Below are 15,288 nucleotides of genomic sequence, written 5' to 3'. Positions count from 1 at the left end.
AACATGACCGGCAAGTTACCAACTGTTGTGGTAATGCCGCACAAATATCGGTTTATAACTTATCCGAAGATCGCTGCAGAAGCAAATGAAGGGCCAGAAATTTAGTGATCGGCGGGTTCTGATGAACGGATCGAAATGAGAATTACCAGTTTTACTTTATCGAATATTGACAATGTGCTTACATTCTTCCAGGAAGGCAGGTCGATGGTCAACGTTTCCGATACCGGGTTGGGCGACATCGTAATCTGAGTGTATGATTTATCGATGTCGACCATTTTGAGGCGGAACAGATTCTGGCCAGCCATGGGATGTTCATCTGGATCCAGTAATGATAGTTTGAAGCAGCCGCGGCCATTTAGGTCGTTTTCAGATACTAATTGCCTGATTTCACATCCTTCATATTGTTGTCTGTCTTCCAGTCTATCAGTAAGTGACTGGGATCTATGCCGGCGCGGGCGGGTTTTTGCGGCACGGTCACTGTAATGGTCTGGTTGGTAGAATTTACGTAGTGTTGCTGCAGGTAGAGCCGCTCTCGGGATTGCTTACCCTCATTAGCAGCGGCAAAGACCCCGACCTTTATCCAATCATTTATCGGCAACACAATTTCAACTCCGGCACTATCCACTGCCAGCTTGCGCACCTGTACGTTGAGCGTCACCTGCCAGGAACCTGACTTGGTTTTCTTCGTCATGGCTTCTTTTGTCTCAAGTTCCCAAAAGGTATTCTGCTCAAAAAGGTCGTGGATCAGGTACCGGAGCGAATCCGGTGTTACCGCCTGTAGTTCCTGATAAAGGTCTAAAGAAGTGGGCATGGGCGTTTTGCCCGGCTGGTGCTTTTGGAGCAGACTACGTAGCGCTCCATTAACCCGATTCTTGCCAACGTACTCACTCAGCGCATACAGCGCGAAAGGTCCTTTGCGGTAATAGTGGTAATAATCGGTGGCCCGCAGCAGCGGCACGGCAGCCCGGGTGCGGGGATTCTTGTACTCTTCCCGCAAAAAACTCAACAGCTTGCTCAGGTGCTCAGGCCCATACTTTTCCTCCAGAACTCCCATGGCCGAATACCACGCCAAACTCTCCGAAAGCAATCCTGCCCCCTCTACATAGGCAGATTTTAACTGGTTACCCCACCACTGGTGCGCCACTTCGTGCGCTACCACTGCCGTCACCAGGTCAAAACCCCGCGGGTCTTGCTTTGGATTCAAAAGGAAAAATCCTTCTTCGGCCGTGATAGTAATGGGAGCGGCATGGTTTCCTCCGCTATACCCCGGTTTAGCCACAAACCGAAGCTGGCGATGCGGATAAGGCCCGAATTGCGTTGTGTAGTAATCCAGGGAGCCCTTTATGCTTTGCATCACACGCTCCAAGTTCCCGGTATGACCGGGGTCGTGGTAAATCTGAATGGCTACTGACTTCCCTGAATCTTGTGACGGTATCCATTGCCCCTCATGCAACGCATAATTTGCCGAAAAAAAAGCATATTCGTGCCTAATTCGTGCATTCGTTGCATAGTGAAAATAACGGCGATCACCATTCCTCCAAGTTTTGCGCAAGGAACCGGGTGCTACCACCATCTGCCCCCCACCTGTACCCACCACCGCATTGAAAAAAATGTGTTCCGCAAACGGGGCATACTTTCGGGCTTTCACGTCATATAGGGAGGCAGTTGCAAGCCGTGGAGCGAGGCCATATTTTTTTCGGAGCCCCACCTCATCCAGCTCACGATACGGCTGGTACCCAATGGCGGGCAGCCATTCGTAATTCCGGATGTGGGTAAAATTTGCTGTTACCACCGAATCAGCACCATTGTTAGTAAAACCCTCCGCTTTGTGATGCACCTTAAAATCAAGTTGCATGGTGTCACCAGGCTCCAAAGGATTTTTGAGGGTATAAATCAAGAAGCCTAAATTCCGGTCCGCGAGCACGGGTGTAAATGGTCTGTTAAAAGCCAAACCGTTCGTTTCAGCTCCCGTGGGAATGGCCAGGTACACAGAATCAATAGGCACCGATTGGCTGTTCACCAATAAATAAGTTCCTTTTATCTCAAACTCCCTTCGCTCGGGGTAAATTTCAACTTGTAAGTTGACATGGGTTAGCCGAGGCTGCGGCGCGTTGCTATACTTCCCATACCGCTGCTCGTACGCGGCACGTCCCGCCAGTATTTCTGATGCAGTTGTGTAGTGATTCAGTTTGTTGGTATTATAGAAAATAAAGCTCCCCGAGGTAAAAATTAATCCCGCCGCTACGGCAGTTGTCAATGCGGTAGTCCGGGTAAAACGGCGGCGAGCTAACAGCAGTCGCGCCATGAAACTTTCTTCCCGGCCACGCGCCCAAAGTAGCCTTCCCATTACCGCGAGCAATATCGCCCAGGCTACCCAATATGCTTTAAACCACAGCCACGGCTCAATAGATAAGCCAAAACCACCCATGTCGGTATACGACCACCCGGGACTAGCTCCAAAGACAAGGAGCTTGTGCTCTATCCCCAGATTTGGGGCATAAACCAAGCAACCAAAAGCAAGAAGCGCCACTAAATGGCCGAGATACTTTTGATTGACCACTACATGCACCACCAGCGCAAACAGGGCAAAGAGCAGGCATTCTATCAACTGAAATCCGAAGAGTACTTTCAAATACAGATCCAACTCCACATTAGCTTCGCCTATGCCTATTTGTGCAAGTATCCCGGCCATCAGCAGAAATACCAGCCAAATCATAAGCAAGAGACTGAGCGACAAGAACTTGCTCAGAAAAAGGACCCATTCCGGTACCGGTGCCGCATTTGACAGTTCACTCAGCCCGCTTTCCCGCTCCCGCCAGACCAGCTCCCCGGCGTAGAAAACAGTCAGCAGGAAAATCATGATCCAGAACTTTCCAGGGGCCGTTATAGGTGCGGTCAAAATATTCAAAACCTGATCGGTCCTGGGCAGCAAAGGGACACCTTTGGCTTTTAAATTCCCTGGTAAAGCCAAACTTATCATAAGCGCAATCAAACTCAAGAGAAGAAGTCCCGTCTTATTCTTTGCCAAAGCCGAGAATGAATTTAGCGTGATGATCTTTAATTGGTGCAAATGGGTCGCAGCGCCGAAGGTTCCCAACGAATGTGGTAACGGCTCCATTTTTCCCCATGGTAGCCGGCCTGAGTCTGTTGCACTTGCGGGTTGTGAAGCGCTCAGTTTCCCAGGGCTATTACCAGGCGAGTGGGTGAACCGGAAACGGTAATAGGTAAACGTCAGCATGCTCAGCGTGATGCCCAGCCACAGGAGACGGTTCACAAGCAACGAGCCTTCCAGCACCAGCAGGCGCGTATTTTTTTCCAGCGGGCTCCATTCACTCGACAGGCCACTCATAATGGGAGTGAAACCAATGGGATCCAGCAAATCCACCCATCTCCCTACGTCATGCGAAGCCATTTCCAACATAAATGCAGCCAGGAAGAGCAGCCCCCCACCCAGGTAACTTGCCATGGCCCCTCGGTTGAGCGCCGCCAGCGAGAACTGGATGGCCGTCACGATAAAAGTGTTGGGCAACAGGATATGGCAAAAGGAAGTCAGATAAGCTGCCGGTCGGAATGGGCCCAGAATTTCGGCCTCTACGCCAGAAAAGTACATGGCGAACAGGATGCCAATCGGTATCCCGAGCAGGACTATGACATTGAGCAGAAACGCCGCGAGGAATCGCCCACCCAGGCAGTCAGCTTTGCTGGCGGGAGAAGTGTACGTAAGGGAAAACATGCGCGTCTGCACATCGCGCGCCGCCGCATCGCCTGCTACCGATGCGCCTATCAGAAGCCAGAAGAGGTTGCTTAAAACGGCGACAGCCGCTATGACAATGGGCGCATTGAGCAAAAAATAACCGTCCCGCGCATCGTCGAGGTAATTACCTGTCACCCACAGGAAAGCAAGGCCCAATACAACCAGGAAGTAAAGCCATGTGGCGACACTGCGTAGCTGGTAGGTGAATTCCAGGCGGAAAATCTTATAGAATTTCATAGTTGCCATTCATGGTGGTGAAGTACACGTCTTCCAGATCGGGGTCCACCTGCTCAAAACCGTTGCCGGGCATTTCCTGGCTGTAAATGTGCACGACGGTGCGCCCGCTCAAGAGTTTGGCAGAAATGACCTGGTGTTCCTGTTCCAGGTCAGGGAGTGTATTTTTCTCAATTAGTTTGCGCCAAATCCTGCCTTTCAGAGCTGCAACAGCCTGTTGGGGCTTCGCGTCCAGCAGTATTTTCCCTTTGTCGATGATGGCCATGTTGGTGCAAAGCTCTGCTACATCTCCCACGATGTGGGTGGAGAGTATCACCACACTGTCTTCCCCCAACTCGCTTAAAAGGTTCAGGAATCGCACGCGCTCGGCCGGATCCAGGCCGGCCGTCGGCTCGTCCACGATCAGCAGCTTTGGGTTACCCAACAGCGCCACTGCCACCCCAAAGCGCTGCCGCATTCCGCCCGAGTAGCCACCCAATTTCTGCTTGCGCTTGTCCCATAGGTTGGTTTGCTTGAGTAAGCTTTCCGTTACTTCTTTGCGGGATGCGCGGTTGGTGATGCCTTTGAGCACCGCAAAGTAATCCAACAGCTCCTCCGCGCTCGTCTTCGGGTAAACACCGAACTCCTGCGGCAGGTAGCCGAGGGTCTCACGCAGCTGCTCCTTTTGCTTCAATACATCTATCTCCCCAAAAAAAATCTCTCCTTGATCCGGCTCCTGCAGTGTTGCCAGCGTGCGCATGAGCGTAGATTTGCCCGCACCGTTAGGGCCCAGCAAGCCGAACATGCCCGGAGGAATGTCCAGGGTAATATTATTTAGTGCCCGTACCGCGTCGGCGGATCGCGCGCCGGCGGGCCGCGCGCCGGCGTAGGTTTTAGTGACATTGCGAATGGACAGGCTGATTTGGTGATTCCCCATTATTTCTGCTTTACTACGCTTCATCTTTTACATAAGGACAGCGAGGCATCTGTACAGTCTTTCCGCTCATCCTCAGAATAAAGGAAATGGTGCGGGACAGGAAGGCCAAAAGCGATATGCAGCCGCCATAAAGTAATCGACCAACTGCCGTTTTGCCCCCGCCAAAGCGCTTGCAGGCTCAATAGGGCCTTTCGTAGATTGGGATAAGGCTTTGGTAGATAGGGTGGTTGGGGAATGGCAGGAAAAAATATCTTTGTTCTATGAATCGAATCAAAAAGGTATTCTTGCTGATCCATATTGCGCTCTGGATTCTGCTGAGCCTACTCGTTGCCTTTCAACTGGGGAATGAAGGTAATCTCAACTGGCTTACCTCGACCACGGGCTTCATCCTAACGGCTTTGTATGTTTTTTATGGCCACTTCTTTCTCCTGACGCGCTATTTAGGTAAAAAACAAAAGGGTGCTTATTTTCTCAGGCTGGCAGGAGTCATATCGACCGGGCCATTTCTTTTTTTGTTTTTTCATCACAAAACGCTGGACACCCGGCACTCTGCCTTTGAGTATTATCTCATGGCGCTAATATCTGTTGTGCCAATTTTCATCTTTCTGAGCTGGCTGGCCAGGGTCACTGAGAATCTCGTGCTTAATACAATCAGGAAAGAGCAGTTGGAGAAACAGGCAGTGGAGGCTGAGCTGTATAATCTTAAATTACAGATCAATCCGCATTTTTTATTTAATACCCTTAATAATATCCATACACTCGTTTACAAACAAGCTGCGACGGCACCGGATGCTGTTATGCACCTGGCATCTTTAATGCGCTACATGATCTACGAGTCCAATGCCCCCATGGTACCGCTTTCAAGGGAGATGAATTACCTGCGGGATTATATGAGTTTGCAACAGCTGCGGTATAAGAATGCACCGGTTGTGGATCTTGAAGTTAAAGGAGACACTGCAACCTGTCACATTGTCCCCCTGCTGTTTATACACCTCCTGGAGAATGCCTACAAACACAGCCCTGCCCGGCTGGCACCGGGTGATATTAAGGTTAGAATAGAGATCATAGAAAATACCCTTACCTTCAGCATTCAAAATCCGGTTAATGAAAACCCGGGAAATGCCTTGGAAGAACCAGGTGGCATTGGTCTGCAGAATGTCCGAAAAAGGCTGGCGTTGCTGTATCCGGGCCAGCATAACCTGGAAATCAACGGCACGGACAAAATGTTTCGTGTTTTTTTGAAAATCAGCGGACTTCATTTACAGGTTCATGAAAGGAAAGCTCACCTGCTATATCATTGATGACGAGCATCTGGCCCAGGAAATACTGGAAGAATATGTATCTAAGGTTCCGTTCCTGGAACTGAGAGGCACTTTTATGAGCCCCCTGGAAGCGGCCAGTCAGTTGGAAGAAGATAAACCCGACCTGCTTTTCCTGGACGTCAACATGCCGGACCTGGACGGGCTTAGCTTTATTCCGATGCTGAACCCCAAGCCTATGATTATCCTGACGACAGCCTACGATCAATATGCCCTGAAAGCCTTTGACCTGGAAGTAAAGGACTACCTGTTAAAACCCTTCTCCTTTGAAAGGTTCTATAAGGGGGTACTGCGCTTGTATCAAGAACAAAGTCCCAAACTACTGCCTGAGAAGAAAGAAGTGAAAACAGGGTCGAAGCATGAACAGGAGTACATCTTCCTGAAAGTAGGCCACCGCATTCAGAAAATTGCGACCCGCGATATCATTTTCGTGGAAGGCATGAAAGACTACCTGCTGCTCCATACGGCCAGGGAAAAGATCATGACCTTGCTGAGCTTCGCTAAACTGGAAGAGCTGCTTCCTCCGCAAGGCTTTGCCCGTGTGCACCGGTCCTTTATGGTTGCCATCGACAAAATTGACCACATTGAAAAAAACAGGATCCGGTTAGGAGATCAGATTATACCGATCAGTGATACCTATGTCGAGCCTTTTTTACAAATGCTGAAAGGCATTCAATAGGGCTTCATACGCTGGATTCCTCTGTTCGGATCTTAAGATCTCCCAACCGGAAAGTAGCTGAGCTGCTCAAAAATTGACTACATTATTGAAAGCTGCCTTCGGCTTGTATTGGCTGTCAAATAATAAGGGATAGTCCTTTCGCCCAGGCACAGGGAAGTTGTCCAGCCAGGTTGATTTATCCGAAACGTTCCAGAATGTGACACCCGTCAGTGTTCCTTTGTGTTTTCTGAAAGTATCAAACAGCATTTTGTACTGAACTGCCTGTTTCTCCGTCATTTCCGGCGTTAGTACCCCGTTGTCAGTGGGCTTGCGTTCCCGGCGCTCGTGCTCTTTCGGGTGCACTGAAACATCGAGTTCGGTGATTTGTACCGCCAGGCCCAGACTTGCAAACTGAGTAATTGATTTTTCCAGTTCGGCAGCTGTTGGCTCATAAATTGACCAGTGCCCTTGTAAGCCTACACCATGTACCGGCACATTTTTGGCTTTTAATTTTTTAAGCAACTGAAAAATCTTTTCTCTCTTGGAAGCACTTTCGGTGTTGTAATCATTATAAAACAGTTTCGCGTCCGGATCGGCGGCATGGGCATATTCAAATGCTTTTTCGATATAATCCTCCCCGATGATCTCATAGAATTTGGAACGCCGGTAGATACCCGCGCCGGTGTCAGGCACTGCTTCGTTGACAACGTCCCAGGCATAAATTTTGCCTTTGTAGCGACCGACGACATCGTTGATATGTTGTTTGAGCCTTTCCAATAGCACTTCACGACTTACCTGTTTTCCCGATTGGTCAGTAAAGAACCATTTCGGGGTTTGGTTATGCCAGCATAATGTATGCCCACGCACCTTCATGCCATTCTTCTGGGCAAAGGCCACAATGGCGTCAGCATCCTGCCATGCATACCGGCTTTCTTCGGGATGGATTGGCCCCATTTTCATGGCATTTTCAGGGGTAACACTGCTGAATTGCTGTGTGATCAGCTCAGCTTCCGGACCTGATAACGTTCTTGCAGATACCGCCACGCCGACGGGGAAGTAGTCTTTGTAAGTTTCCCTTAAGGTCTTTTGCGCTTGGCCCACTGCCGGGACCGACACCATAAAAGACAAGGCGACGCCGTAAATTAAAATACCCAAAGTTGTTGATTCTTTCATAGTTATGTTTTGCTATAAGTAATCCGTTAGTATCGCTTAGTCTTATTTGAACAGCAGCTGCGAGAATTCAAACAAATCGTGTCTCCATACAGGCCAGGTATGTCCGCCAGGATATTCGCTGTATTTGTACTTAATGCCCAACTCGTCATATTTGGAAAGCATGATCTTGCAGTTCTTGTAGGCGATATCCTCAGGCCCGCCCATGGAAATCCAGAAGTTTTTCAGGTCGGTGTTGATCTTCCCGGCATTGGCTTTGGCAAATTCATAATGTGGCCCCGATAATGCGTTATTATTCCCAAACCACCCCGAGCTGAACACGCCCAGCGAAGAGAACATGTCGGTGTTTTTCACACCCGCATAGAGCGTCTGTATCCCACCCATGGAAAGGCCGGCCAGTGCGCGGTTGGCGGCATTCGTCTGCACGCGGTAAGTACTTTCCACAAAAGGGATCGCTCCCTGTTTCAGTTCGTTTTCGAATAGCTTCAAAAAGCCATCCCCCGCCGTAGCGAGGCTGCCCGGGCCAAGCGGGCTTCCCAAATTTCCATCCATCATTACGATCAGCATAGGTTTAGCTTTGCCTTCCGCGATCAGGTTATCGAGAATGAGGTTTGTTTTGCCCTGTGTGGCCCAACCTCTCTGGTCCTCGCCGCCTCCATGTAACAGATACAGCACGGGATATTTTTCAGTCGAAGCGTCGTAGCCGGGCGGGGTGTATATGTACATTTCCCGCCAGGCATTGCTGGCTTTTGACAAGTAGCGCCGGATCCGCACATCACCATGCGGAACCTCGCGCATGGCATAGTAGCCGCCGCCCCGGAAAGGTATTTCAATGCCGCTGGCCATTCTTCCCATGCCATAAAATGTCTCGCTCGCCGGATCAGCTAATGCGACACCATCGATCAACAACGAATAATAGTGAAACCCCTCCCCGACCGAATCGGTCGTCGCGGACCAGACTCCGGCCGTATCTTTGATCATATCATATTTTTTGCCCAGGTCAACCTGCACTTTCTGTGCCTGTGGTGCTTTTACCCTGAACACGACGCGGTTATCGGGTAAGATCTGTGGGTACTTTGCCGAGCGGATATTGGTGGAAGCGGGCGTGCCCAGAATGGTATACTTGGTTAAGGACGGCACATTTACCGGTTTGAACAAGAACTGGGAAAACATGTAAAGGCCGTTTTTCCAGACTTTAAAATCGTGAACACCGGGTTCGATGTAGTACACGTGGGGCACGTCATGTTCAAAAAGATAATCGTGCGTGCGCTTGCTGAATGTTATGAGCCGGTCGTCGTCTCCGCAGGACAAAAAAAGCAGTTTAAGCTTCTTTTTTGCTTCCTCCGGATTGGGCATGAGCTCCTGCGGCTGTTTGGTATTTGGAGCGGATGAAAACCCTCCTACCCAAGCAAACTGACCCAAATTACCCAGTCCGAAGTTCAAAGACTGCCCGCCCCCCATTGAAAGGCCCGCGATCGCGCGATGCTCCGGGGCGGTGAGCACCGGGTATTTCTTTTCAATGAACGGGATCAGGTCGGTGAGCAGATCCTGTTCAAACGTCGCAAAAGCGGCTACCTTATCGGGTGCCATGATATTGCCTGTTGCCCGGTCGTCCTTCATCGCCCGGCCGTTGGGCATCACCACGATCATCGGCTCAATCTTTTTGTCGGCATAAAGGTTGTCCAGGATCAATTGCGGGTTTCCGCCTTTGAGCCATTCCTTTTCGTCGCCTCCAATGCCATGCAGCAGGTACAGCACCGGGTATTTTTTCTTTTTGGAATAACCGGGTGGTGTATAAACCAGCGCTTTGCGAGTAGTGCCTACGGTTTTCGATGTGTATTGAATGCTGTCAATTTTCCCGGCCGCGACGCCCTGGCGAACCGAGTCGAAACCGGCAGGCATTTCCATCTGGACGTTTTGAGCGGCGGCGATGATCGCCAGAAACAATACATTGATCACTAGCAAGATAAGTCTTCTCATTGGCTTAAATATTTATAGGTTTTTGTTTGATTTTAAATAGCAGAAGTCACTCAGGGAGCCTTAAAAGTGTCTTTTGCCCTGAGGCTTTGCGTTTCCGCCGTAGGAAACTGCACCGGTACCGGGTAGCTTACTTTACCCGTGGCCAGCCATTCCGTAGCCCTGATTACTGTCGTCTGATAGCCAACACAGCGATAAGCCGGCGGATAGAACTCTCCATTCCATAAATGTCCCATGCTCGAATTGTAAACCCGGCCTGCGCCGTAGGCGACAACCCATTCCACGGGCCAGGTCCTTTTTGTACTGGTGCTATCATAGGCAAACGAGAGTACCGTCAGATTTTCGGCGGGGCCGCGGGGGAAATGGTATACCTCTGTATTTGCAGTCTGCCATTTGCCAGGATAACCCTTGTTGATCGGGTGAGGGTTCAGAATTTGAATAAGCGCATTGAACCTGTCTCCATGACCGGTCCCCTGCCCCTCGCCCGGTGGGATTCTCGTCACATGATTGGATGGGCCGATCTCGAGTGCATCGCCCTCTGAGCTCCGGCGCCATCCCAGACCGATCATTTTATCGTATTCTTTCCAATGGGAGAATGCATTGTTGGCCGAATGCAGGATATACAACCCTCCTCCGCCTTTTACGTACTTTTCCAGGTTTCGCTCGGCTTGTGGTGGCCAGCGAAGCCGGTTATTCTGAATGTTATTGGTGTTCTGTATGACAACAGCATACTTCGAAAATTCCGGGTTCCAGGCACCACGTTGCAAAGAATCTGTGGGAATGGTACTGATATCCACATCGAAGCGCCCACTTTCTTCCAGTATCCACTTCGTCACCGCAGATGTTTGTTTCCAGTCGTGATTACTGAAACCATCCACGATTAGCACCGCAATACGCTCGGTTGTCTGCGCCTGGGCAGTGCAAAGACAGAGGCAGGTGAGAACAATGACAAAATAAGCTTTGTTCATGGACATCTATGTTTAGTGATCCTCTAAATGGAAATAATCAAAGTCAGGGTAAGCCACCAAATGCAGCAAAAAGAAAAAGCATGCTTTCAATTTTCATGATCTATTTCGAAATCTTTTCAAACATGGGATCGTTACCGCTGTATTTCAGATATTTGAAAGAGGCGGAGTTGGTCGTCTTCTCGCCCGACGAAGTGGCATACATTCCGAACAAACAGCCGATAAAACCGCCTGCCTCTTTGGTACTCAGGAATTTGGCATCCAGCTTGTCTTTGAGCAGCTGCCAGGTAGTGCCGTTGGAAAAGTAAAAGCTGTAAGTCGCTCCTTCCGCCACAATGCGAAGCTTCACCGGGGCTGCCGCGCCGGGCAGGGGCATTTGAGAAAGCAACTCCATTGCCTTGCCCTCCGGGCTACTCTTGTAGAGCTGAATGACGGGTTTGTTCTGGTCCATTGATTTGCTGATCAGATAAAAATGGTTTTCATCCTGGAAAATGGTCAGACCCGCTTTTTCTTTTTCGGAACTGGCCGAAAAGTCTACTTCGGTTTCCGCCGTGCAATACAAATGTTGCTGGCGTTTGCCGATAAAGGATGGGTTACCTGTTTCCATGATGGTTTCCGGCTTCAATTTCATGGTCAGGCCATTTTTCTTCGACAGCGAAAACGAGCTGCTATCAATCGTCCGCATAAAAAGCAATGCGGGATCGAGTGACTTCTCAAAGGTGAGTGTGTACCCGAAGTTCCCAGCCTGCGGAAGCGCTCCTTTTTGCTTCACTTCGCTGAATGCGGTCGTGTAGCGATATTGAATTTCTTTGGTATCCGGATTGATAATCGGCCACTCGTCTTTCCAGGTAACAGGGGCAATAAAGGTTTCGCGACCGGTGTTGTAATAATCTCCTTCGTAAGGCCTCACGGCCAAAAAGATGGCGTAGGTTTTACCATCCGGACCATCTACAAATTGTGCATGCCCCGCCGAAGTGACCGGATCTTTCCGGTCCTCCGGTAAACCTTTTTGTGTTAAAATCGGGTTGTTTTCATAGGCAACATAAGGGCCCCAGACGGATTTGCTGCGAAACACCACTTCCGTGTGATTGACGGACGTCCCGCCCTCTGCTGCATAAAGGTAATACCACCCAAACCGCTTCATAATGTGCGGCGCCTCGATCCACACGGGCTTTTTACTAAGGTCGACCCCGCCATTGACCAGTTGCTTTTCTTCCCCGATAACTTTCAGGGTTATCGGATCAATTTCATAGATACGGATTGTTCTGTGGCCCGAATACAGCGGTTTGCGGTCCGGCGCATCGCTGTTATAGATGATGTAGGCCTTGTTATCCTCATCAAAAAAGAGAGACGGATCGATCCCGCGAACCTGCGGTACGCGGACGGGGTTGCTCCAAGGGCCAGCCGGATTTTTGGCTGTGGCCACAAAGTTGCCATCGTGATCAATGTCGGTGCAGGTGACGTAGAATGTACCGTTGTGATAACTGATGGCAGGGGCAAAAAGGCCCCGGGTCAACTTCTCGCCCATAAAGTCCATCTGTGAAGGCCGGTCGATCACATTTCCGATCTGCTTCCAGTTCTTCAAATCCTTACTGTGAAAAACGGGGATGCCCGGAAAGTAGGAAAAAGTAGAGTTGACCAGATAATAGTCTGTCCCAACCTGTACCACACTCGGATCTGGGTAAAAGCCCGTGAGGATCGGGTTTACAAGGTTCGTCTGCGCCGAAACGGCATAGCTCATGACGAGGCAAAATGCTGTAAAAACAGCCTGGGTAAATCGCTTATTCATCTTTTTAAATCTTAAATCAGCTAGTAAAAAACTATTGGGCAACAAACGAATATACTTTTCCGGCCTGAGTAGGGACATCGTAAAGCCATGTTTCCTTCAAAGGTTGGGTAGTTTTGGCCGCTTTGGGTGAGACGATGGCCGCTGGAGTCTCTTCCGTCACATAAAAAGCGTTGGGGTTCTGGCCGACGGCCTTTTTCAGGATTGCCCCGCCAGCCAACTTCATTTCATCCGGCACCCGCAACCGAAGGTTCCCGCCCAGCCTGGACCTGATATCGACTTTGGTCAGTTTGGCGCCGTTCCACTGCATGTCGACCAGCTCGAACCCTCCTAAGGCAAGCAATCCGCCTACACTGCCCTTTTGCCAGACGTCCGGCAGCGCTGGCAGCAAATGCACGGCACCATCCGCACTTTGCATGAGCATTTCAGTAATCCCGGAAGTGCATCCGAAGTTACCGTCAATCTGAAATGGTGGATGCGCGTCAAAAAGGTTATTATAGGTCCCTCCGCCTTCCTTGTTCGTGCCCAACGGGGAAAGCTGATTTTGAATGAGTGAGAATGCGTGATTTCCATCCTGAAGGCGCGCCCACCAGTTCACTTTCCAGCCCATACTCCATCCGGTAGAGACGTCGCCACGCTGCATCAATGTTGTCCGCGCCGCGGCGAAAAGCGCGGGTGTCCGGTAAGGTGATATTTGAACAGCGGGAAACAACCCATACAAATGCGAGACGTGCCGATGGTGATCATTAGGATCGTCGACGTCATCTAGCCACTCCTGTAATTGTCCATATTGCCCGATGTGCATCGGCGGCAGTCGTTTGCGTATTTGCCTGAGCGTGTCGGTAAATGCCGCGTCCTTGCTCAATAGCTCCGCAGCGCGGATAGTTGTAGTGAAAATATCAAATGCGATCTGGTTGTCCATCGTAGTACCCGCGTCCAGGGACGAACCTTCGTGTGCGGCCGGGGCATTTTCCGGAGAACTGCCCGGATTTGCCACCAGCCAGTGGTATTTGGGATGCTCCACCAAAAAATCGACATAGAAGGTAGCCGCGCCTTTTAAAACCGGATAGATTTTTGCCAGATAAGCCTTGTCCCCATGATAAAGGTAATGCTCCCAAAGATGCTGGCTCGTCCACGCTCCGCCGGCGATCCACATACCCCAGAACGCACCGTCGATCGCCCCGGTGGCGCGCCAGATATCGGTATTGTGGTGGGCCATCCAGCCTCTCGCGCCATACATGTCCATCGCAGTCTGTTTCCCGGTTTGAGATAGTTCCTGCACCATTTTCAGAAAAGGCTCATGGAGCTCTCCCAGATTGGTTTTTTCGGCAGGCCAATAGTTCATTTGGGCGTTGATGTTGATGGTGTATTTACTGTCCCAGGGTGGCCGCATTTTATTGTTCCAGACACCTTGCAGGTTGGCAGGCTGCCCGCCGGGCCGCGAACTGGAAATCAACAGGTAACGCCCATATTGATAATACAATGTGACCAGCTCGGGATCATTTACGTTCCGGAAATTCTTCAAACGTTCGTCTGTTGGGAGACTCGCTGCTTCCGAGGTGCCCAGGTCAAATTTTACCCGGTTGAAATATTTCTGATGGGCGGCAACGTGGGGCTTCATGATCGCTTCGTAAGATTTGGGATACGCTTTGTTCAAATAAGATGTTGCCCGCTCAGTCTCATCGCCTGTCACATCCTGGTAATTCTTGAAGTTCGTCGCAATTGAGACATATACCGTTGCTGCCGTCGCTTGCTTTACGATCAGCGAAGTATCAATTGAGGAAACAGTGCCGCCCTCTGTCTTGATCCGGGTTATCACTTTGAACTTCACAGCTCCCGTGATACCATCGTGATCGGAACCCCTGCCGGCAAGGATCAGCTCCCTGCCCGGTGTGGTTCTTACCTCCGGCTGAGTATGTAAGGTGGAATAGGAAGCCTCAAAGGACAACTGACCAGGCTTGTCGGCCGTCAAACGCACGACGACTACCTGGTCCGGAAATGATGCCAGTACTTCCCTGCTGAAGGTTACCCCGTTTACTTTGTAGGTCGTTTTTGCCACGGCCCGCCCGATGTCCAGTTCACGGTAATATCCCTCGTACTTCTCGTGTCCGGCAAAATTCAGGTGCAGCTCTCCTGCGGGCTGAAACATTTGGCCGTGGGATTTTTTGGTGATGATCGATTTGTTGGCCAGCTTTTCCGCTTCTTTTTGCTTTCCTTCAAAAATCAGCCGCCGGATCTCCGGCAATGCAGCCAAAGCATCGGGATTGTCGTTCCGGTTCGGGCCTCCCGACCATAGCGTTCCCTCATTGAGCTGGATTGTTTCCTTAGCGACATTCCCGTACACCATCGCTCCCAGCCTGCCGTTACCGATTGGCAATGCATTCTCCCAGGTCTTGCCGGAAGGCTGATTGTACCATAGTTTTAAGGGACGCTTTGTTTGTGCAAAGCCAATCGTCGTTATCAGCAGCAGTAAGGGTAATATTCGCATATATTTATTATGTAGTCAGTT

10 protein-coding genes are annotated in these 15,288 nt (G+C 50.3%); 2 read left to right on the top strand and 8 right to left on the bottom strand.

Features of this window, described 5'->3' with window-relative positions:
- Positions 1-101: 101 nt before the first annotated feature.
- The 3 genes from LZD49_RS04250 to LZD49_RS04240 all read right to left on the bottom strand — a co-directional run bounded on the left by LZD49_RS04250 (position 102) and on the right by LZD49_RS04240 (position 4,889).
- Complete coding sequence (locus tag LZD49_RS04250; protein WP_234666075.1) at positions 102-305, bottom strand: hypothetical protein; 204 nt, start codon at positions 303-305, stop codon at positions 102-104.
- A gap of 68 nt (positions 306-373) precedes the next feature.
- Entirely contained in the window at positions 374-3,991 is a 3,618-nt protein-coding gene (locus tag LZD49_RS04245; RefSeq protein ID WP_234666074.1) for a M1 family aminopeptidase, read from the bottom strand.
- A complete protein-coding gene (locus LZD49_RS04240; protein ID WP_409021299.1) occupies positions 3,978-4,889 on the bottom strand; it encodes an ABC transporter ATP-binding protein in 912 nt (303 codons plus the stop codon). The genes LZD49_RS04245 and LZD49_RS04240 overlap by 14 nt, the downstream gene beginning before the upstream one ends.
- Before the next feature lie 275 nt (positions 4,890-5,164).
- Here LZD49_RS04240 and LZD49_RS04235 point away from each other — a divergent pair, with 275 nt between their 5' ends.
- The gene (locus tag LZD49_RS04235) at positions 5,165-6,205 is read left to right on the top strand and encodes a sensor histidine kinase (RefSeq protein ID WP_234666073.1); all 1,041 of its coding nucleotides are present in this window, start codon (positions 5,165-5,167) and stop codon (positions 6,203-6,205) included.
- Positions 6,174-6,902 (top strand): LytTR family DNA-binding domain-containing protein, encoded by a 729-nt coding sequence (locus LZD49_RS04230; RefSeq protein WP_234666072.1) that lies wholly within the window; start codon positions 6,174-6,176, stop codon positions 6,900-6,902. The genes LZD49_RS04235 and LZD49_RS04230 overlap by 32 nt, the downstream gene beginning before the upstream one ends.
- 66 nt (positions 6,903-6,968) lie before the next feature.
- Here the strand turns inward: LZD49_RS04230 and LZD49_RS04225 are convergent, their stop codons facing one another.
- From LZD49_RS04225 to LZD49_RS04205, 5 genes are all read right to left on the bottom strand, one after another.
- Positions 6,969-8,000 (bottom strand): endo-1,4-beta-xylanase, encoded by a 1,032-nt coding sequence (locus LZD49_RS04225; RefSeq protein ID WP_234666673.1) that lies wholly within the window; start codon positions 7,998-8,000, stop codon positions 6,969-6,971.
- 96 nt (positions 8,001-8,096) lie between these two features.
- On the bottom strand, positions 8,097-10,031 hold the full coding sequence (locus LZD49_RS04220; RefSeq protein WP_234666071.1) for an alpha/beta hydrolase-fold protein: 1,935 nt from the start codon (positions 10,029-10,031) through the stop codon (positions 8,097-8,099).
- 50 nt (positions 10,032-10,081) lie between these two features.
- Positions 10,082-10,996 carry a ThuA domain-containing protein gene (locus LZD49_RS04215; RefSeq protein ID WP_234666070.1) on the bottom strand — a complete coding sequence of 305 codons (915 nt, stop codon included), beginning with the start codon at positions 10,994-10,996 and terminating at the stop codon, positions 10,082-10,084.
- Positions 10,997-11,096: 100 nt separating this feature from the next.
- Positions 11,097-12,782 (bottom strand): glycoside hydrolase family 43 protein, encoded by a 1,686-nt coding sequence (locus LZD49_RS04210; protein ID WP_409021292.1) that lies wholly within the window; start codon positions 12,780-12,782, stop codon positions 11,097-11,099.
- Positions 12,783-12,813: 31 nt separating this feature from the next.
- Positions 12,814-15,267, bottom strand: a complete 2,454-nt coding sequence (locus LZD49_RS04205) for a glycosyl hydrolase family 95 catalytic domain-containing protein (protein WP_234666069.1) — start codon at positions 15,265-15,267, stop codon at positions 12,814-12,816.
- Between the last annotated feature and the right edge of the window lie 21 nt (positions 15,268-15,288).

Source organism: Dyadobacter sp. CY261 (genome assembly GCF_021440085.1).
Taxonomy (GTDB): domain Bacteria; phylum Bacteroidota; class Bacteroidia; order Cytophagales; family Spirosomataceae; genus Dyadobacter.
The sequence above is the reverse complement of the archived record's forward strand: the minus strand, read 5'-3'. Positions and strand labels throughout refer to the sequence as shown.